Origin of the sequence: Microlunatus kandeliicorticis, from assembly GCF_014137855.1 — a bacterium.
GTDB classification, from domain to species: Bacteria; Actinomycetota; Actinomycetes; order Propionibacteriales; family Propionibacteriaceae; genus Microlunatus; species Microlunatus kandeliicorticis.
In genome coordinates, this window is sequence record NZ_JACGWT010000005.1 from 399,609 (window position 1) to 419,797 (window position 20,189).

A 20,189-nucleotide genomic window follows, 5' to 3' on the forward strand; every position below is an offset into this window, starting at 1 on the left:
GCCAGCCTGCCAGGTGCGTTCAACCCGGCCGCGCGACGCACCCGGCGGACGAGCCGCCACCACCGCGCTCACCGGCGCGCCACCCGCCAGCCCCGCTCGTCGCTCTCGGCCAGTCCCAGCTCGGCGAGCGTGGCCAGCTCGGCCAGGCACCGGCCCGGAGCCAGCCCGGCGAGCAGCGCGACCTCCCCGGCCGGGCGGTGGCGACCGACCGCGAGCGCCTCGTAGACCGACAGCGTGACCGGCTCGAGGCGGTCGGTGGGTCGCCCATTCGGCTCCTGCGCCGCGGCGGTGTCCGCGGGTGCCCGCGACGTCGCCGATTCGGCGGACCCGACCGGCGAGATCAGCTCGACCACGTCGGCCGCCGTGGTCACCAGCGCGGCCTGCTGATCACGGATCAGCCGGTGCGGAGCGACCGAGAGCGCCGAGTGCACCGGCCCCGGCACCGCCATCAGCACCCGGCCGCACGCGCTCGCCCAGCTCGCGGTGTTGCGCGCCCCGGAGCGGAGCGCAGCCTCCACGACCACCGTCCCGCCGGTGAGCGCCGCGATCAACCGGTTGCGGGACAGGAACCGCACCCGGGTCGGATGGGCCCCCGGCGGCAGCTCGGACACGATCAGGTGGTCGCGGGCCATCGCGGTGAAGAGGGCCGCGTTCCCCGGCGGGTAGGCGACGTCGACCCCGCAGGCCAGCACAGCGATCGTGTGGCCACCCGCGGCGGCCATGGCCCCGCGGTGAGCCGCCGCGTCGATCCCGAAAGCGCCACCCGAGACGACCGTGACGCCGGCGGAGGCGAGGTCGAGTGACAGGTCACCGGCCACGGTGTCGCCGTAGGCGGTGGAGGCACGCGAGCCGACCACGGCGGACGACCGAGCCGTCCAGGCGTCCAACCGGCCCGGTCCGCTCAACCAGAGTCCGAAGGGCTCGCCACCCCGGCGCTGCACCGTGCCGCAGAAGGCGAGGTCGCCGAGCGAGTCGGGCCACTCCGGGTCCCCGGGGACGACGAACCGGAACCGGCCACGGTCGACCTGTCGTCGCAGCGGGGCCAGGTCGAGCCGCGCCGCCCGCTCGGCCGGGGCGGCACCGTAGCGAGCGCGGCGGAGCTGTCGCCAGACCTCCGGTGCGCCGAGCCGGCCGACCTCGGCAGCGAGCTCGGGGTCTCCGGCCTCAGCAACACAGCTCAGCCCCATCCGGGCCATCCGCTCGTCCTCGGGAACAGCGGTCGGGGCCTCCGAGCCGCGGGTGGAACCGGCAGCGCAGGCGGTCGCCCGCGCCGCTCCTTCGGTCCGGCCGGTCACGGGAGTGCCTCCTCGACCGGAGCCCACGACTCGTCGAACGCCGCACCGGGTTCGGTGGCGACGTCCTCCGCGGCGGAGATCCCGCCCGGCAGGACCGCCGGAGTGTCCAGCCAGCTCTCGACCAGCTCGGACGACACGGCTCGGCCGTCCGCCGACGGGTCGCCCGAACGGAGCGCGAGCGCCGTGCGGACGTGGGCGCGGTTCGGGACGTCGCAGCCGTCGAGGTCGGCGAGGGTCCAGGCCACCCGGAGCACCTTGTCCACCCCGCGGGCGCTGAGCCGTCCGGACTCGCTGGCCCGGTCGATCAGTTCGGTGCCGTCGGGCAGCGGCAGGCGGCCGCGGAGGTAGGGGCCGGCCACTTCGCCGTTGCAGCTCCAACCGGTGCCGCGGAGCCGGTGCCGCTGCCGTTCGCGGGCCTCCTGCACGCGTTCGGCGACCGCAGCGGTCGTCTCCCGCTGGGCGAGCGCGGCGTCGAGCAGGGCGCGTCGGATCGGAAGCAGGGTGATCTGCAGGTCGAGCCGGTCGCGGATCGGCTCGGACACCTTCTCCCGGTAGCGACGGATCGCCTGCGGCGCGCACCGGCACCGGGCCCCGGGTGTGGCGGCGAGCCCGCACGGGCACGGGTTGGAGGCGAGCACGAGCTGGAACCGGGCCGGATAGCGCGTCTGGTTCTCACTCCGCCAGATGCTCACGGTGCCGGACTCCAGCGGAGTGCGCAGCGAGTCGAGCACCTTGCTCGGGAACTCCGGCGCCTCGTCCAGGAAGAGCACGCCGCGGTGCGCGAGCGAAACCGCTCCCGGCTTGGCGATCCGCGGGCCGCCGCCGACGATGCTCACCATCGAGGCCGAGTGATGCGGATCCGCATACGGCGGCACCCGGATCAGACCGCTCTCCAACGGACGACCGGCCAGCGAGTGCAGCGCCGACACCTCCAGTGCCTCGGCCACGCTCAAGCGCGGCAGCAACCCGGGCAACCGCTCGGCCAGCATCGTCTTCCCCACCCCGGGCGGCCCGAGCATGCCGAGATGATGCCGACCCGCGGCCGCCACCTCCAGCGCCCAGCGAGCCTCCGGCTGGCCCACGACGTCGAACAGGTCGAGCGGTTCACCGTCCTCGACCGCGGCCGACTCCGGGTGCGGCTCGTCCGGTGCCGCCTCCGGCACCGGCTCGCCCCGGAACAGCGCAATCAGCTGAGTCAGCGTCGCGATCCCGAAGACCTCGAGCTCACCGACCAGAGCCGCCTCCCCCGCCTGCTGCTGCGGCACCACCGCCCGCCGGAACCCGGCCCGCGAGGCCGCCAGCAACGCCGGCAGCAACCCCCGGACCGGACGCAACCGCCCGTCCAGACTCAACTCACCCAGGAACACCGTCCCCGCCAACTGCGCCTCGGGCAGCACGTCATCGGCGGCCAACACCGCCGCGACCACGGCCAGGTCGTAGTGCGCGCCCGCCTTCGGCAGCGCAGCCGGGCTCAAGTTGATCGTCACCAGCCGGTCGGGCCAACGGTGCCCGCTGTTGCCGATCGCCGCCTTGCACCGGTCCCGGGACTCGTACAGCGCGGTGTCGGGCAACCCGACCATCACCGTCCGCGGCAGACCCGCACCGATGTCGGCCTCGACCTCGACGATCCGACCCTCCAGACCCAGCAGCGCCACCGACCAGCTCGACGCCAGCCCCATCAGCCGACCGCCTTCACGTGATCGATCTCCGGGGTGCCGGTGCCGCCGTCGAGCAACACCCCCACCACATCGAGCCGGATCTCCGCCCACTCCCCGCCACCAGCCCGCCCACCCCGAGCCTCCAGCCAGTGCCCCGCGAGGCGGCGCAGCCGCTGCAGCTTGGCGTAGGTGACGGCCTCGAGCGGCGACCCGTAACCGCGGCCCGAGCGGGTCTTCACCTCGCAGAAGACCAGTCGCCGCCGGCCGTCCGGGACCGGCTCGGCGGCCACGATGTCGATCTCGCCCCACCGGCAGCGCCAGTTGCGGTCGACGATCGCGAGGCCCTCGGCCTCGAGGTGGTCGACCGCCAGCTGCTCGCCGCGAGCCCCGAGCGTCGGTCGGTCCGCGGGTGGCTTCCGATGGGGACCGGGTGGTCTGGGAGTGCTCACGACTGCACCTTGGGCAGGTGTGGCCGGCGGTGCCGACGGAGGCGGGGGGTCTGTGGACGGAGCTCCAGAGCGGCCCGGGTCTGTGGACGGGGCGGCGCGGCCGGCAACACCCCCGGCGCTTCGACAGGCTCAGCGCGCGTGGTGGGGCTCAGCGCACGTGGAACCGCCGCTTCGACAAGCTCAGCGCACGTGGAACCGTTGCTTCGACAAGCCCAGCGCACCTGGTCCGGCCCGGCGCACGTGGGACCGGCGCTTCGACGGGCTCAGCTCACGTGGGACCGGCGCTTCGACGGGCTCAGCGCACGTGGTCAGGCCCAGCGCACGTGGGACCGGCGCTTCGACAGGCTCAGCGCGCGTGGGCGGGCGCTTCGACAGGCTCAGCGCACGTCGTCGGGCGCTTCGACAGGCTCAGCGCACGTGGTCAGGCTCAGCGCACGTGATCAGGCTCAGCGCACGTGATGAGGCTCAGCGCACGTGATCAGGCTCAGCGCGTGCGGCCAGGCTCAGCGGCCGTCAGGAGTCCTTGGGGACCTCGAGGTCGCTGTGGGCGATCTCCTCGATCGAGACGTCGTGGAAGGTGAGGACCTTGGCGCTCTTGACGAAGCGGGCGGGGCGGTACATGTCCCAGACCCAGGCGTCGGCCATCGAGACCTCGAAGTAGGCGTCAGCGCCCTCGGTCCGCACCTTCATGTCCACCGCGTTGCACAGGTAGAAACGCCGCTCGGTCTCCACCGCGTAGGTGAAGATCCCGACGACGTCCTTGTACTCGCGGTACAGCTGCAGCTCGAGTTCGCTCTCGTACTGCTCCAGGTCCTCAGCACTCATCGCGGATCACCTTAACCATCGGCGGATAGACCCCTCGCTCCCGTCCGACCGCGGCGGTGCGGGAGACGTTCTCGTAACGCATGCGGTGGATGGGGCTCGGCCCGTAGGCGTCGAGCCGCTCCTGGTGCAGCGGCGTGCAGTAGCCCTTGTGCACGTCGAAGGCGTACTCGGGGTAGGTCTCGTGCAGCTGCGCCATCATCGCGTCCCGGGTCACCTTGGCCACGATCGACGCGGCCGCCACGCAGGCCGCCACCCGGTCGCCCTTCCAGACCGCGAGCCCGGGCGCGCCGAACCCGTCCACCGGGAACCCGTCGGTCAGCACGTACGCCGGCTCGACGTCGAGCCGGAGCAGCGCCAGCCGCAGCGCGGTGATGTTGGCAACGTGCATCCCCATCGCGTCGCACTCGCCGGGCTCGATGCTGACCACCGCCCAGGACAGCGCCTTCTCGACGATCTCGGCGTAGCACCGCTCACGCTGCGCCGCGCTCAGCAGCTTGCTGTCCCGGAGCCCCCGGATCTGCTTGCTCTTGGCGTCGGACAGGATCGCGGCGCCGGCGACCAGCGGCCCGGCGCAGGCACCGCGCCCGGCCTCGTCGGCCCCGGCCACCGGTGCGAGCCCGACCCGCTTGAGCGCACGCTCGTAGCCGTACAGCCCGCTGTCCTTGCGCACCACCACCCGGGGGACCTCGGTGATCGCCATCAGCAGCCCGCGTTCGGGGTGTTGATCTTGGGCTCCGCCGGCGCCGGGGAGGCTGGCGCCGGGACGCCGTCGAAGGTCGCCGGGGTGTGCAGGATCGTGGCCCGGCTGAACGGGAAGACGATCGCGAACGCGGGACCGACCACGTCGGTCTCGGGGACGAACGCGTTCGATCCGCGGATGCCGTCGAGCGAGACGTCGTTGAGGTGACACCGGGAGTCCGCGCTGTCGTCGCGGTGGTCGCCCATCACCCAGATCCGCCCGGCGGGCACCACCACGTCGAAGCGGGTGTCGGAGGGCCTGACCTGGTCGTCGCCGTCGCGGTAGAGATAGCTGGTCTCGTTCAGCGGGTAACCGTTGACCGTGATCCGGCCCCGGCTGTCGCAGCAGACCACGTGGTCACCCGGCATCCCGATCACCCGCTTGATCAGGTGGTTCGTGCTGGTGTCGGGCAGCACGCCGACGAACTCGAGCGCCTTGCCGACGGGGCCGCGGGGCTGGGCCTGCTCGTCCGCGCCCAGCCAGCCTCCCGGGTCGGCGAAGACGACGATCTGACCGCGGTGGAAGTGGGTCACCTTCTGCACGGCGACCCGGTCACCGATCTCGAGCGTGTGCTCCATCGAGCCGGACGGGATGACGAACATCTGCCCGAGGAACAGCCGGATCAGCGACGAGATGATCACCGCACCGACCACCACGATCAGCAGTTCCTTGATCAGGGACCCCACGCCGCGGCGCGGTGCGGGCTCCGCAGCGGTCTCGGCGGTGACGGTCTCCTCCGGACCGCGGCTCAACAGTCCGCGTCCGGTCCGGCCTGCACGCTGGCCCGTGACGGCGCCGGCGTCTGACCGGCGGGGACGTCCGCGAACGTCGACGGGATCTTCAGCGTGTCCAGGTGGGACAGCGGCCAGTAGATCGCCACCGCCCGTCCCACCACCAGGTTGATCGGCACGAAGGCATTATCTCCCCGCGGCTGACCGGGTCGGCGGTCGTCGAGGTGGCAGCGGGAGTCGCGGCTGTTCGAGCGGTGGTCACCCAGCACGAACACCCGGCCCGCCGGGACGACCACCGAGAAGCGGATGTCGGAGGGCCGGTCCTGCCGGCCGTCCGGTGCCGCGTAGAGGTAGGCGTCCTCGTTCAGCGGGTGCTCGTTGACCGTGATCCGGCCCCGGCTGTCGCAGCAGACCACCTGGTCGCCCGGCAACCCGATGATCCGTTTGGTCAGGTGGTCCGTGCCGGTGTCGGGCAGCAGCCCGACGAACTCGAGCGCACGGCCGACCGGCCCGCGCTCGTGGTGGGTGGTGGGCGGTAGCCAGCCACCCGGGTCGGCGAACACGACGACCTCACCGCGCTTGACGTCGCTCAACTTCTCGACGACCACCCGGTCGCCGATGCCGAGCGTCCGCTCCATCGATCCCGAGGGGATCTCGAAGGCCTGGCCGACGAAGGCACGCACCACGGCGGAGACGATCAACGCCCCCACGACGACGACCGCGATCTCCTTGACGAAGGTCAGCAGCCAGCGCAGCGGACCCCGAGGTCGGGTCCGCCCGCTCACCCCACCACCGCCGCGTCGCGGCGCGGTCGGTGATCAGCTCGCGTTGTCGCGCTTCTCCTTGATCTTGGCGGCCTTGCCGCGCAGACCACGGAGGTAGTAGAGCTTGGCCCGGCGGACATCACCACGACGGTCGACCTCGATCTTCTCGATGATCGGGCTGTGCACCGGGAAGGTCCGCTCGACCCCGACCCCGAAGCTCACCTTGCGCACGGTGAACGACTCGCGGACGCCGTCGCCGGAGCGCGCGATCACCACACCGGTGAACAGCTGGACGCGGGAGCGGTTGCCCTCGACGACCTTCACGTGCACCTTGACGGTGTCGCCGGGTCGGAAGTCCGGGACGTCGGTGCGCAGGCTCGCGCCGTCGAGCTCGCCGATCAGGGAACCGGTCGCCAACTTGGCCATGATGTTGTCCTCGCCGGGTGCCACAGGTCACCACAAGAATGTGTCCGACACGACAGTCGTCGCGCTGCGGACGATCCCCCTGTGGCAGGAGCCGCGACACGACGACAACAGCCGACCAGTCTGCCACAGCCGACCGGAGGCGACGAAATCGTCGTCGCCCGCCCCGATGCCGCCCAGCCGGCGCCAAGGTATTGACTTACCTGATCGGTGCCGCTTAGGTGAAAAGGCAACATGCCACAGCCGCCGGTTGTCGGTCCACGCGACGGCGGTGCCCGCGGGGGGATGTGGCGTGTGCCGTGCGGCGGCGGCGCACGGGTCCGGCCTGAAGGTGTCGACGGGGGTCGACCGGTGGTCCGGCGCCGTCGCCCGGCCACGGTCGAGCCGACCGACACCACCTTGACGACCTCCGGCTGCTCAGTCCGACCGCCGGAAGCTGCGCTCCTCCACGTCGTAGCCGACCGTCGTGGTGATGCCGATGTCCTCGAGGAACCGGGGGTCGTGGCTGACCACCAGCAGCGCGCCCGGGTAGGCCCGCAGCGCGCCGGTCAGCTGACCGAGGCTGGCCAGGTCGAGGTTGTTGGTCGGCTCGTCGAGGATCAGCAGCTGCGGCGCCGGCTCGGCCAGCATCACCGCCGCCAGCGTGGCCCGGAACAGCTCGCCGCCGGAGAGCGTGGCCACCCGCCGGGTGACCACGTCGGCGCCGAGCAGGAACCGGGCCAGCCGGCCGCGCAGCGTGGCGGTGTCCGCGCTCGGGGCGAGCGCGCCGACCGCCTCCAGCACCGTCCGCTCGGCGGGCAGCAGGGTCAGCCGCTGGGGCAGCTCGCGCCACGGCACCCGTAGCTCGGCCCGCCCAGCGACCGGCTCGAGCCGACCGGTGAGGGTGTCGATCAGGGTGGTCTTGCCGGACCCGTTCGGGCCGACGAGCGCCAGCCGCTCCGGCCCGCGGACCGGGAGGTCGGCGCGGACGCCGTTCCGGAGCACCAGGTCCTCGGTCCGGAGCACCTCCCGCCCCGCAGGCAGCTCGGAGGCGGCCAGGTCGACCGAGATCGCGTCCTCGTCGCGGAGCCGCTCCTCCGCCGCGGCGAGCTCCTCGCGGGCGTGCTCCACCTCACCGCGGTGGGTCTCGGTCAGCTTGGCCGCCGAGACCTGGGCCGACCGCTTGAGCGCGTTCATCGCGATCCGGGGCTGACGCTTCTCCGCGTACGCCTTGTCCGCCACCTTCTTGCGCCGGGCCAGCTTGGTCTGGTTCTCGATCAGCTCGCGCCGCTGACGGTGCAGCTCGGCCTCGGCACTGCGGACCATCCGCTCGGCGGCGGCCTGCTCGAGCTCGACCTGCTCGGTGTAGGCGACGAAGTTGCCGCCGTAGGTCGCGGCGCGGCCGTCGCGGAGCTCGACGATCTGGTCGCAGCGCATCAGCAGGTCGCGGTCGTGGCTGACCACCACCGCGATCCCGGACCACCGGGCGAGCCCGGCGTACAGCCGCTCCCGCGCCCCGGAGTCGAGGTTGTTGGTCGGCTCGTCGAGCAGGATCGCCGGGCAGCCGCGGAGGAACAGCGCGGCCAGCGCCAGCAGCACCGCCTCGCCTCCGGACAGCGTCCGGATCGGCCGGTCGAGAACGAGGTCGTCGAAGCCGAGAGCTGCGAGCTGCGCGGTGGCGCGCTCCTCGACGTCCCACTGGTCGGCGACCCGGTCGAAGTCCTCCGGACTCCCCTCGCCCGCCTCGATCCGCCGGAGCACCCGCCGGGTCTCGGCGATGCCGAGCACGTCGGCGACGCTGCTGCGGACGTCGAGGACGAGGTCCTGCGGCAGGTGGCCGAGGTCGTCGGGCCGGGTGACCGAGCCCGCGGTGGGCGTGAGCCGGCCGGTGAGGAGGCCGAGCAGGGTGGTCTTGCCGCTGCCGTTGGCCCCGATCAGCCCGGTCAGACCGGAGGGGAAGGCGAGCGTGAGGTCGTGGAGGACGGTCTGGCCGTCGGGCCAGCCGAACCCGAGGTGGTCGACGGCGAGCGCGGACAGCGCGGAGTGGCCGGAGGGCATGGTGCTCCTGAGGTCGATCGACGAGTGCCCGGGCGCAACGGCACCACGGGCGAGGTCAACGGGCCTCAGACCAACACCGGCGACTCCTCGGTCGACAACAGGACGGGGACGACGTTAGACCCGCCGCCACCGCCCGGCAACGGGTTTTCGCTCCGGACGCAGCAGAGCCCGGCGGAGGTCCGCCGGGCTCTGCTGGGAATGCGTGTGCTGGACTGCCGCTGCCCCGGTCAGCCGCGCGCTCGGTGGCGCCGGCTCACTCGTCGCCGCCGCGCACCAGTGCGCCGAGCAGGTCGCGGTTGAGCCGCGAGATCGTCTCGAGCGGGATGCCCTTTGGGCAGACCGCGGTGCACTCCCCGATGTTGGTGCAGTTGCCGAAGCCCTCGGCGTCGTGCTGGCCGACCATGCTGAGCACCCGCGACCGCCGCTCGGGCTGGCCCTGCGGCAGCAGCCCGAGGTGGGTGATCTTGGCCGAGGTGAAGAGCATCGCCGAGCCGTTCGGGCAGGCTGCCACGCAGGCGCCGCAGCCGATGCAGGTGGCCGCGTCGAACGCGTCGTCGGCGTCCTCCTTGCGGATCGGGGCGGCGTGCGCGTCGGGCGCGGCACCGGTCGGCGCGGAGATGAAGCCGCCGGCCTGGATGATCCGGTCGAACGCGCTCCGGTCGACGATCAGGTCTTTGAGCACCGGGAACGCCTCGGCCCGCCAGGGCTCGATGTCGATGACGTCGCCGTCGGAGAAGCTCCGCATGTGCAGCTGGCAGGTCGTCGTCTGCTGCGGACCGTGGGCCTTGCCGTCGATGACGACGCCGCAGCTGCCGCAGATGCCCTCACGACAGTCGTGGTCGAAGGCGATCGGGTCCTCGCCCTGCGTGGTCAACCGGTCGTTCAGCACGTCCAGCATCTCGAGGAACGACATGTCCTCGCTGACGTCCGGCACCTCGTAGGACACCATCCGGCCCTTGGCGGTGGCGTTGGCCTGTCGCCACACCCGCACCGTGATCTTCATTGTCTACTCCTTCGTCCTCGCTCGCGCCCGCTCGGCGCCTCACGTCTCCGTCTTCCTCGCTGCGCCCCGGGTTGTCCCGACCGGCTCCGCGGACGGCAGCTGCTGCTGCCGGGCCCGGGACCCGGGTGCTCACTCGTCCAGACGGAGCCCGGCGCCTCGCTCACCGACGCTCGCGAGGAGTGCTCCAGCACCTACTTGTAGCTGCGCTGCTTCATCTCGACGTACTCGTAGTGCAGGTCCTCCTTGTGGAGGACGGGCTTGCCCTCCCCGCCGTACTCCCAGGCCGCGACGTAGGCGAACTCGTCGTCGTGACGCAGCGCCTCGCCGTCCTCGGTCTGGCTCTCGGCGCGGAAGTGCCCGCCACAGGATTCGCGCCGGTGCAGCGCATCGATGCACATCAGCTCGCCGAGCTCGAGGAAGTCGGCCACCCGGCCGGCGCGCTCGAGGGCCTGGTTGATCTCCTCGTTGGCACCCAGCACCTTGACGTCGGACCAGAACTCGTCACGGAGCTCGCGGATCCGGCCGATGGCCTTGCACAGGCCCTCCTCGGTCCGTTCCATGCCGCAGTAGTCCCACATGATGTGGCCGAGCTCCTTGTGGAAGGAGTCGACGGTCCGGGTGCCCTGGATCCCGAGCAGCGTCTCGATCCGGCCCTTGACCGACTCGACCGCCTCGACGACCGCCGGGTGGTCCTCCTCGACCTTCGGGTACGGACCGCTGGCCAGGTAGTCGTTGATCGTGTTCGGGAGCACGAAGTACCCGTCGGCCAGGCCCTGCATCAGCGCGCTGGCGCCGAGCCGGTTGGCCCCGTGGTCGGAGAAGTTCGCCTCGCCGGCCACAAACAGACCCGGGATCGAGCTCTCCAGGTCGTAGTCGACCCACAGACCGCCCATGGTGTAGTGCACCGCCGGGTAGATCCGCATCGGCGTCTCGTACGGGTTCTCGCCGGTGATCTGGGCGTACATGTCGAAGAGGTTGCCGTACTTGGCCTCGACCGCCTTGCGACCCATCCGGTCGATGGCGTCGGCGAAGTCGAGGTAGACCCCGAGCCCGCCCGGCCCGACCCCGCGACCCTCGTCGCAGACGTTCTTGGCGGCCCGGCTGGCGATGTCGCGCGGCACCAGGTTGCCGAAGGCCGGGTAGATCCGCTCGAGGTAGTAGTCGCGCTCGTCCTCGGGGATCTCCCGCGGGTCGCGCTTGTCCTCGCCGCTCTTGGGCACCCAGATCCGGCCGTCGTTGCGCAGCGACTCGCTCATCAGAGTCAGCTTCGACTGGTAGTCGCCGCTGACCGGGATGCAGGTCGGGTGGATCTGCGTGTAGCAGGGGTTCGCGAACAGCGCGCCCTTGCGGTGCGCGCGCCACGTGGCGGTCACGTTGCAGCCCATGGCGTTGGTCGAGAGGTAGAAGACGTTGCCGTAGCCGCCGGTGCACAGCACCACCACGTCGGCCAGGTGCGTCTCGATCTCGCCGCTCACCATGTCGCGGACGACGACGCCGCGGGCCCGGCCATCGACCACGATCAGCTCGAGCATCTCGTGCCGGGTGTGCATCTCGACGGTCTTGGCCGCGATCTGCCGCTCGAGCGCCTGGTAGGCGCCGATCAGCAGCTGCTGGCCGGTCTGACCGCGTGCGTAGAAGGTGCGGGACACCTGGACGCCGCCGAAGCTGCGGTTGTCGAGCAGGCCGCCGTACTCGCGGGCGAACGGGACGCCCTGCGCGACGCACTGGTCGATGATCTGGGTGCTGACCTGGGCCAGCCGGTAGACGTTGGACTCCCGGCTGCGGAAGTCGCCGCCCTTCACCGTGTCGTAGAACAGCCGGTAGACCGAGTCGCCGTCGTTGCGGTAGTTCTTCGCCGCGTTGATGCCGCCCTGGGCGGCGATCGAGTGCGCCCGGCGGGGGCTGTCCTGGTAGCAGAAGCTCTTGACGTGGTACCCGGCCTCGCCGAGGGTGGCCGCCGCCGAGGCCCCGGCGAGCCCGGTGCCGACGATGATGACGCTCAGCTTCCGCCGGTTCGCCGGGTTGACGAGCTTGGCGTTGAACTTGCGCTCATCCCAGCGCTTCTCGATCGAGACGTGCGGCGCCTTCTTGTCCTCGATCGGCGCCCCGGCCTCGAAGACGCTGTCGGCGTCCAGCGAGCGGAAGCTGCTGCTGCCGTGCGAGCCGGTGGCCTGCGTGGAGGTCTCCATGGTGGTCCCCGTCCCCGAGTCGGTGGCGGTTGCGGTGCCGCCGCCGGTCGCGTCGCCGTCGTGGTGCTGCGCGAAGTCCTGCGCGGGTTCGCGGCGGTGCCGGTGCGGCAACCCGAAGCGACGACGCTGCTCACCGGTCGGAGGTGTGCTCATCATGACCATCCCTTCACTTCACGAGCCCGAAGACGATGCTGTAGGGCACCGACAAAAATCCGATCGTGATGATCGCGGTGACCACGTGGGCCAGGATGTTGAGCCGCTTCCGCGCCAGCGCCGAGGCGTTCGCGCCCAGCGTGGTGAGCGCGCTCCACACCCCGTGCCGCAGGTGGAAGCCGACCGCGAGCAGCGCCACCGTGTAGGCGAGCACCACCCACCAGACCTGGAAGCCCGCCACCAGCCGGCCGTAGGGCGTGTCCGCCGGGCCACCGGGGTTGACCACCCCGAAGGTCAGCTGGAGCAGGTGGAAGATGACGAACAGGATGATGACGATCCCGCCCCAGCGGAGCGTGAACGAGGCGTAGGTGCGCTGGACCCCGCGCTTGGCCTTCGGGCTGTGGTAGCGCTGGACGCCCCCGCGGGCCCGGGTCGAGCGGGCCCACAGCCGGAACGCCGAGAACATGTGCGCCAGCACCGCCGCCACCAGCACCACGCGGATCACCCAGAGGGCGCCGCCGTAGGGCAGGATCGGCTCGCCGATCGTGCGCAGGTGGTGGGAGTAGTCGTTGAACGCCTGCGCGCCCGCGTACGCCTTGAGGTTGCCGTACATGTGGGCGAGCAGGAACAAGATCATGATCACGCCGCTCACGGCCATCAGCACCTTGAGCACCACGGTCGAGCGGGCCGCTCTCTGATGAGCGGTCAGGGTCATCGTCGCCACGAACGTCAACATTAGCCCCAGGCTTCTCAGCCTCCCTCATCGCGAGGCGCTCAGCGCGGGCGGTGTGGCGAACGCCTCACTCCCGGTGGGCGCACACCTCACCCCGGGTGTGGCGCGGGTCTCACCGGCCGGGGTGCAACCCGCCCGGACGCAGCGGGGCGTGCGGGCTGACCCGGATCTCGGGCACCACGCCGCCGCTCCACTCGGCCGCCCGGATGGCCTCCTCGGCCGCGCGACGGGTCGCGGGGTCGAGCCGGTCGACGAACAGGATCCCGTCGAGGTGGTCGGTCTCGTGCTGGATGATCTGGCTCAGCCGGCCGTTGCCGTCCAGCCGCAACGGCTCGCCGTCCATGGTGAAGCCGGTGGTGACCACCTGCAGGTGCCGCCGGCAGTCGAACGGCAGCCCCGGGATCGACAGGCAGCCTTCCTCGGCGAGCTGCTCCTCGTCCCCGACGAACTCGACCGTCGGGTTGACCACGTGGCCGATCTCGTCGCCGAGCCGGTAGGTGAACACCCGCAGACCCACGCCGATCTGCGGCGCCGCGATGCCGCCGCCGTCGGCGTCGACCATCGTGTCCACCAGGTCGGTGACCAGTGCGCGGAGCTCGGCGTCGAAGTCGACCACCGGTGCCGCGCGCTCGCGCAGCACCGGGTCGCCGAAGAGTCGGATGCGACGGATCGTCATGGGGTCCTCCGGGAGTCGGGGGTCGACGGGTCAGCAGTCTGCTCGGTGGTCCGGCCGGCCGGGGTCACCGGGGTCACCGGGGTCGCCAGGGTCGCCACCGGCGCCGCGGGCCGGTCCGGCTCGGGCTCGCGGAGCGGGAAGTGGCACGCGGCCGCGTGCCCGGGTCCGAACGGCCGGAGCGGCGGCAGCTCCTCCGCGCAGATCGCCTGCGCGGCCGGGCACCGGGTGCGGAACCGGCACCCGGACGGCGGGTGCACCGGGCTCGGCAGCTCCCCGCGGACGCCGTCGCGCGGCTTGGACCGCTCGGCCCGCGGGTCCGGCACCGGGATGGAGTCGATCAGACCCGCGGTGTAGTGGTGCGCCGGGGCGGCGTAGATCTCCGCGGCCGGCCCGACCTCGACCAGCCGGCCGAGGTACATCACCCCGATCCGGTCGGCCAGGTACTTGACCACCGCGAGGTCGTGCGAGATCACCACGTACGAGAGCTCGTGGGTGGCCTGCAGCCGCTTCATCAGGTTGAGCACCTGCGAGCGGATCGAGACGTCGAGGGCACTGACCGGCTCGTCCGCCACGATCAGCGCCGGGCTGAGCGCCAGCGCCCGGGCCAGCCCGATCCGCTGCCGCTGTCCCCCGGAGAACTCGTGCGGGTAGCGGTCGACCGCCGAGCCGGGCAGCCCGACCTCGGCCAGCAGCTCGCGGATCCGCCGGTCCTGCTCGCGCCGACTGCCGATGCCCTGGATCTCGAGCGGTTCGCGCAGGGTGGCCCCGACCCGGACCCGCGGGTCGAGCGAGGCGTACGGGTCCTGGAACATCAGCTGGAGGTCGCGGCGCCGGCGGCGCAGCGGACGGCCGCCGAGGGTGGCGAGGTCCTCGCCGCGCAGCGCCACCGCGCCGCGGTCCGGGCGGTCGAGAGCGACCACCATCCGGCCGATCGTCGACTTGCCGCAGCCGGACTCCCCCACCAACCCGAAGGTCTCGCCCCGGCGCACGGTGAACGACACGTCGCTGACCGCCTTGACGCTGAGCCCGGAGCGCCCGAACAGCCCGCTCCGGACCGGGAACTCCCGGACCAGTCCGGTGACCGCCACCAGCTCGGCGCGCTCGTCCTCCTGAGGCCCGGTCGCCGGCCCCGGCGCCGGCTCGGTTGCCGGCCGGGCCGTCGCGGTCGGGCCCGGGGTCGGGGTCGCCGACGGCGCCGGGGTCGGTGCGGCCAGCCGCGGCAGCGGTCCCTCGACCGGGTGCCAGCAGGCCACCTCGTGCTCGGCGCCGGCCCGGGCGGGTCCGGTCACCGCCAGCGTCGGCTCGGTCTCGCACCGGGCGTCCGCGTACGGGCACCGGGCCGCGAACCGGCAGCCACGCGGCGGGTCGGCGAGGTCGGGCGGGATGCCCGGGATGCTGTAGAGCGTCGAGGCGGGCGGCTGGTCGAGCTGCGGGATCGAGGCGAGCAGCCCCTGGGTGTAGGGGTGGGCCATCGCGTCGAACAGCTCGGTGGTGCCGGCGCGTTCGACCAGCTGGCCGGCGTACATCACGTGCACCCGGTCGGCGCGGCCGGCCACCACCCCCATGTCGTGGGTGATCAGCAGCACGGCCATGCCGAGCCGCTTCTTGAGGTCGTCGAGCAGGTGCAGGATCTGCGACTGGATGGTGACGTCCATCGCGGTGGTGGGTTCGTCGGCGATCAGCACCTTCGGCCCGCAGGCCAGGGCCATCGCGATCAGCACCCGCTGCCGCAGCCCGCCCGACAGCTGGTGCGGGTAGTCGTCCAGTCGTTCGGCCGGGCGCGGCAACCCGACCAGGCCGAGCACCTCCAGAGCGCGCTCGCGGGCCTCGGCCTTGCCGGCCCCGAGGTGGCGGCGGACCGGCTCGGCGACCTGGTAGCCGATGGTCCGGGTCGGGTTGAGCGAGGTCATCGAGTCCTGGAAGACCATCGCGACCTCGTTGCCGCGGACCCGCTGCAGCTCCGGCTCGGGCAGCCCGACCAGCTCGCGGCCGTCGACGCGGACCGAGCCACCGACGATCGAGCCGCCCGGCGGCAGCAGCCCCATGATCGAGAGCCCGGTCATCGACTTGCCGCAGCCGGACTCGCCGACCAGGCCGAGCGTCTCGCCGGCCTCGATGTGCAGCGACAGGTCGCTGACCGCCTGCACGACGGAGTGGCGCAGGCGGATCTGGGTGCGCAGGTTCTCGATCTCCAGCGGGTACGACACGGCGCTCCTGCTCGACTCGGGTGACGGGAGGACGGGTGATCAGCGCCGGCGGAGCCGGACGTCGACGGCGTCGCGGAGGGCGTCGCCGATGAAGTTGGAGGCCATCACCACCAGCACCAGGCACAGCCCGACGGGGTAGATCAGCCACCAGTAGCCGGAGAGCAGATAGCTGATGCCGTTGGAGAGCATGTCGCCCCAGCTGACCTGCGGGTAGTTGAGCCCGAAGCCGAGGAACCCGAGTGCGGACACGGCCAGCAGCGCGTCGGCCACCTGGAAGGTGATGTTGACCACCACCACCCCGAGCGCGTTCGGGATCAGGTGCCGACTGATCAGCCGCCACCGGCCGGCCCCCATCACCCGGGCGGCCGAGACGAAGTCGCGGCTCCGCAGACTGAGCACCTCACCGCGGACCAACCGGGCCGGCACCAGCCAGGAGAAGGCGCCGAGCAACAGGCTCAGGCTGAGCACCGAGGCGTTGAACCGGGTCGCGATGATCAGCACGATGAACAGGAACGGGATGGCCAGCAGCACGTCGACCAGCCGCATCATGGCGGCGTCGAGCAGCCCGCCGGCCAGCCCGGCGAGCGCCCCGTAGAGGGTGCCGATCACGGTGGCGATCACCGCCGACAGGAAGGCGATCTCCAGCGAGGACTGACCGCCCTTCATCAGCCGGCCCAGCACGTCGAACCCGTGGCTCTCGGTGCCCAGCGGGTTGCCCGGCTGGGGTGGCAGGAAGGTGTTCGCGATGTCGGTGTCGACCTGGTTGGTGTGGTACAGCAGCGGGCCGACGAAGCTGAACAGCACGAAGAAGACCAGGATCACCACCCCGGCCACGGCGAGCCGGTTCTCGACGAACGACCGCAGCGCGAGCCGCCAGATCGGGATCGAGACGTGCACCGGGCCGCCCTCGGGGGCCGCGGTCAGGGTGGGTGGCGTGCCCGGCGGTTCGACGCCGGCGGTGATGCTCATGCGTGCGCTCCCATCAGTGCAGCCGGATCCGGGGGTCGGTGAAGGCCAGGGCCACGTCGGCGACGAGGTTGCCGAGCACAGTCAGCACCCCGACGATCAGGCTGTAGGCCATCAGTACCGGGTAGTCCTCCTTCTGCAGGCTGTTGAAGAACAGCAGCCCGAGCCCGGGGAAGTTGAAGACCGTCTCGACGATCAGGTTGCCGGCCAGCAGGGCGGGCAGCGACAGCCCGACCAGCGTGATGATCGGCAGGCAGGAGTTGCGGAGCAGGTGCCGCGACAGCACCTGCCGCTCGGTCAGGCCCTTGGCCCGGGCGACCCGGATGTAGTCCTGGGCCAGGTTGTCCAGCGCGGACGACCGCATGTACCTGGAGAACGCCGCCACCGAGACCGCGGTCAGGGTGACCACCGGCAGGATCATCGAGACCGGGTCCGCGACCACCCCGAGCACGGTCGTGGCCTGGCTGGCCTCGCTGGGCAGCAGGTTCAGCCGGAGGCTGAAGAACTCGATCAGCACCAGGCCGAGGAAGAACGCGGGGATCGAGTAGAGCACGAAGGCCAGCCCGGTCAGGCTGTTGTCGATCACCGTGTTGCGCTTGACCGCCTGGAGGATCCCGAGCGGCACCGCAATCACCACCGAGAGCACCAGGGAGACCGCCGACAGGAACGCGCTCCGGCCGGCGTTCTCGCCGAGCAGCGCGGTGACCGGCTGGTTGAGCTTGTAGGAGTAGCCGAGGTCGCCGTGCAGCAGGCTGCCGAGATAGCTCAGGTACTGCAACGGCAGCGGGCGGTCGTAGCCGTGGGCGTGGTTGAACGCGGCGACCGAGGCGGCCGAGGCCTGGACCCCGAGCACCGCCCGGCCGGGTGAGCTGGAGATGGCGTGCAGGAGCACGAACACCAGCACCGAGATGCCGAGCAGCACCACGAGCGAGACACCGGTCCTGCGGAGCAGGTAGACGCCGATGGGAGATCCTCCGTCCGGGTTGGCGAGTGCGGGCGACCGGTGACGACTACTGCTTGAAGTACCAGTACTCGGGGTTGAGCCGGTACTGGCTCAGCGCCGAGAAGCTTCCGGGCGGGCCCGAGAGCTTGCCGCTCCAGGCGTAGACGCTGTCCACGTTGGGCTGGAAGATCGCCGGCACGTCCTTGCTGAGGAAGGAGGCCTCGGTGGCCACCGCGTTCCGGTCGCTGCCGAAGACCGAGGCCTGGATCAGCTTGTCGGCCTGGGCGTTGCTGTAGCCGCCCTCGTTGTAGGAGCCGGTGGTGTTGAAGATCTGGTTGGTGGTCGGGTAGTTCGAGACCGAGAACCCGCCGAAGTCCATCATCGCCCACTTGTCGTTGTTGGACGGCGCGGACGGGACGCTGAAGTTCTGGATCAGGTAGTTGAAGGTCTTCGAGGACGAGTCGATCGTGATGCCGACCTGCTTGGCCGCGGAGATCAACGCGGTCACCTGCTGCTCGATCACCGCCGGCTGGTTGCCGTAGTAGATGTTCCAGGTCAGGGGGGTGCCGGCCGGGATGCCCGCGCCGCACTGGTTGGCACCGGTGCCGGGCGAGGTGCAGGTGGTCTGTCCGCCCGGGACGACCTTCCAGCCGTGGCTGGAGAGCAGCTTGCTGGCGGCGTCGATGCTGTACGGGTAGGGGTTCGTGCTCGCGTCGGCCGGGGTGAACTCGGTCTTCGGCACCGCCGGGACCGGGCCGTAGGAGGGCACCGCCGCGGTCCGGAAGACGCCCTTGATCAACCCGGGCTCGTCCTGCAGGTGCGCCAGCGCCTGCCGGACGTAGGACTGGGCGATGATCTTGTCGAAGTGCCCGGTGCTGTCGTGGAAGTTGAACACGACGTAGTTGAAGCCGAAGCTCGGGTAGCCGTAGACCGCGTAGCCCTTCTGCTGCAGCGTCGGGGCCTGCGCCAGGTCGGTGAAGGGCACGGCGCCGACCTCGAGCTGGCCGCTCCGCAGCTGGCTGAATTGGGCCGACTCTGAAGTGAAGGCCACCTCCTGCAGCTCGGCGATCTGGGCCTTCTGCGGGCCGGTGTACTTCTCGTTCGGCTTCATGGTCAGGCCGCTGGTGTTGGCGTTGTAGGCCGTCAGCCGCCAGGGTCCGTCCACCGTCTGCCAGAGCGGGTTGGTCGCGTAGGTCGCCACCTGCCCGGCCTGCTTGGCGAGGTAGTCGTAGATCGCCTTGGCGTTCTTCGGCTGGGTGAAGTCCAGGTGCGCGCCGCCGGTCGAGGCGACGTTCCAGACCGTCGAGGGCATCGGGGTGATCAGGGACAGCTGGTTCTGCAGGAAGAACTCGGGGTTGAACGCCTTGGTCAGCTTGAGGACCACCGTCTGGGAGTCCGGTGTCGAGACCGAGGCCACGCTGTCCGGGAAGTAGCCGGGGGTGTAGTTGCCGAAGTTGGCGGCGTTCTCCTTCACCGCGGCCTTGAGCACGTCGATGAAGAAGACCACGTCGGCGGCGTCGACCTTCTTGCCGTCGCTCCAGGTGTAGGTGTCGTTGAGCTTGATCGTCACCGTCTTGTTGCCGTCGCTGTAGGTGGGCAGCGCGGCGAGGCTCTGCGCGAGGTCGATCTTCGGGTCGACCCCGATCGCGTTGCCGTAGAGCGGCCGGAACATCAGGTTCTGGAACTGGTAGCTGTTGTAGACCGAGCCGTTCGCGGCCGGCGTCACCGGGAAGATGTAGTTCGGTCCGGCGCCGGGCGACTCGGCCACCCGCACCACCCCGCCGGGCTTGGGGGTGCCGCTCTGGGCGGGCAGGGTGCCGAAACCGGCACCGTCGGCGGCCACCTGCGGCTTGGGGGCGGTCGAACCGCTGCAGGCCGCCAGCAGGCCGGCGGCGGCGGTGGCGACGACCGCGGTGATCAGTCCGTGCGAGCGCTTCATCAGGGCTCCTTCCTGAAGACGACGCCCGGGCGCCAGATCATGGCGCGCGGGCACGACTCGGTGACGCGTGTCGATCCGTGGTCGCGGTGCGACCGGCGGACGACCGCGCGCGTCGGGCGTGAGGATGGGTGCCAGGTTCCGTCGGCATCGGGAGCCGGGGTCGGGACGTCCGTGATGCGGGCGATTCCGGTACGGAGGTCACCGGCTCGCCTGCGACTCCCAGCGCGGTCGGTGGCCGCACGGCGGCGGCGGTCACAACCTCCCAACTCGCGCAACCCGTGTCAACGGTCGTCGGTTACGAACGGGAGTCGAATTCTGAGAGACGCTCAGGGGAAGTGGAGGTGACCGGACCCACCCAGCCGTGAGGCGACCGCCGGTCGGACGTCGAACGAGGTTCAACCTCAGGTCGAAGCCGAGATGAAACGGGTGTGAAAGTAGTGACGGATCGGCACCGTCGTG

General features: G+C 71.3%; 17 protein-coding genes. All 17 read right to left on the reverse strand.

The features are described 5' to 3' along the window. Nucleotides 1-68 precede the first annotated feature (68 nt). Entirely contained in the window at nt 69-1,295 is a 1,227-nt protein-coding gene (locus FHX74_RS16500) for a DNA-processing protein DprA (RefSeq protein ID WP_182561274.1), read from the reverse strand. Then, entirely contained in the window at nt 1,292-2,974 is a 1,683-nt protein-coding gene (locus FHX74_RS16505) for a YifB family Mg chelatase-like AAA ATPase (protein WP_182561275.1), read from the reverse strand. Before FHX74_RS16505 ends, FHX74_RS16500 begins: the two co-directional genes overlap by 4 nt. Continuing rightward, nucleotides 2,974-3,402, reverse strand: a complete 429-nt coding sequence (locus tag FHX74_RS16510) for a YraN family protein (RefSeq protein WP_182561276.1) — start codon at nt 3,400-3,402, stop codon at nt 2,974-2,976. The genes FHX74_RS16505 and FHX74_RS16510 overlap by 1 nt, the downstream gene beginning before the upstream one ends. A 513-nt stretch (nt 3,403-3,915) precedes the next feature. Continuing rightward, nucleotides 3,916-4,227 (reverse strand): DUF2469 domain-containing protein, encoded by a 312-nt coding sequence (locus tag FHX74_RS16515; RefSeq protein WP_182561277.1) that lies wholly within the window; start codon nt 4,225-4,227, stop codon nt 3,916-3,918. After that, nucleotides 4,217-4,927, reverse strand: a complete 711-nt coding sequence (locus FHX74_RS16520; RefSeq protein WP_220484063.1) for a ribonuclease HII — start codon at nt 4,925-4,927, stop codon at nt 4,217-4,219. The genes FHX74_RS16515 and FHX74_RS16520 overlap by 11 nt, the downstream gene beginning before the upstream one ends. Next, nucleotides 4,927-5,718, reverse strand: coding sequence for a signal peptidase I (gene lepB, locus FHX74_RS16525; protein WP_182561278.1), 792 nt, complete (start codon nt 5,716-5,718; stop codon nt 4,927-4,929). Before lepB (FHX74_RS16525) ends, FHX74_RS16520 begins: the two co-directional genes overlap by 1 nt. After that, nucleotides 5,715-6,482 (reverse strand): signal peptidase I, encoded by a 768-nt coding sequence (lepB, locus tag FHX74_RS16530; protein WP_182561279.1) that lies wholly within the window; start codon nt 6,480-6,482, stop codon nt 5,715-5,717. The genes lepB (FHX74_RS16525) and lepB (FHX74_RS16530) overlap by 4 nt, the downstream gene beginning before the upstream one ends. Before the next feature lie 33 nt (nt 6,483-6,515). Further along, nucleotides 6,516-6,887, reverse strand: coding sequence for a 50S ribosomal protein L19 (gene rplS, locus FHX74_RS16535; protein ID WP_182561280.1), 372 nt, complete (start codon nt 6,885-6,887; stop codon nt 6,516-6,518). A 414-nt stretch (nt 6,888-7,301) separates the two neighbouring features. Then, nucleotides 7,302-8,921, reverse strand: coding sequence for an ATP-binding cassette domain-containing protein (locus FHX74_RS16540; RefSeq protein WP_182561281.1), 1,620 nt, complete (start codon nt 8,919-8,921; stop codon nt 7,302-7,304). Between the two features lie 253 nt (nt 8,922-9,174). Continuing rightward, complete coding sequence (locus FHX74_RS16545; RefSeq protein ID WP_182561282.1) at nt 9,175-9,924, reverse strand: succinate dehydrogenase/fumarate reductase iron-sulfur subunit; 750 nt, start codon at nt 9,922-9,924, stop codon at nt 9,175-9,177. Nucleotides 9,925-10,115: 191 nt separating this feature from the next. Further along, nucleotides 10,116-12,266: a fumarate reductase/succinate dehydrogenase flavoprotein subunit gene (locus FHX74_RS16550; RefSeq protein WP_407941493.1), complete on the reverse strand. Its 2,151-nt coding sequence runs from the start codon at nt 12,264-12,266 to the stop codon at nt 10,116-10,118. Between the two features lie 13 nt (nt 12,267-12,279). Continuing rightward, on the reverse strand, nt 12,280-12,981 hold the full coding sequence (locus FHX74_RS16555; protein ID WP_235970883.1) for a succinate dehydrogenase cytochrome b subunit: 702 nt from the start codon (nt 12,979-12,981) through the stop codon (nt 12,280-12,282). Nucleotides 12,982-13,111: 130 nt separating this feature from the next. Next, nucleotides 13,112-13,675, reverse strand: coding sequence for a peptide deformylase (gene def, locus FHX74_RS16560; RefSeq protein WP_182561284.1), 564 nt, complete (start codon nt 13,673-13,675; stop codon nt 13,112-13,114). Beyond that, nucleotides 13,672-15,882 carry an ABC transporter ATP-binding protein gene (locus tag FHX74_RS16565; RefSeq protein WP_182561285.1) on the reverse strand — a complete coding sequence of 737 codons (2,211 nt, stop codon included), beginning with the start codon at nt 15,880-15,882 and terminating at the stop codon, nt 13,672-13,674. The genes def and FHX74_RS16565 overlap by 4 nt, the downstream gene beginning before the upstream one ends. A gap of 39 nt (nt 15,883-15,921) precedes the next feature. Next, a complete protein-coding gene (locus FHX74_RS16570; RefSeq protein WP_182561286.1) occupies nt 15,922-16,851 on the reverse strand; it encodes an ABC transporter permease in 930 nt (309 codons plus the stop codon). A 13-nt stretch (nt 16,852-16,864) separates the two neighbouring features. Further along, nucleotides 16,865-17,812: an ABC transporter permease gene (locus FHX74_RS16575; protein WP_182561365.1), complete on the reverse strand. Its 948-nt coding sequence runs from the start codon at nt 17,810-17,812 to the stop codon at nt 16,865-16,867. A gap of 46 nt (nt 17,813-17,858) precedes the next feature. Beyond that, nucleotides 17,859-19,730 carry an ABC transporter substrate-binding protein gene (locus FHX74_RS16580; RefSeq protein WP_182561287.1) on the reverse strand — a complete coding sequence of 624 codons (1,872 nt, stop codon included), beginning with the start codon at nt 19,728-19,730 and terminating at the stop codon, nt 17,859-17,861. Between the last annotated feature and the right edge of the window lie 459 nt (nt 19,731-20,189).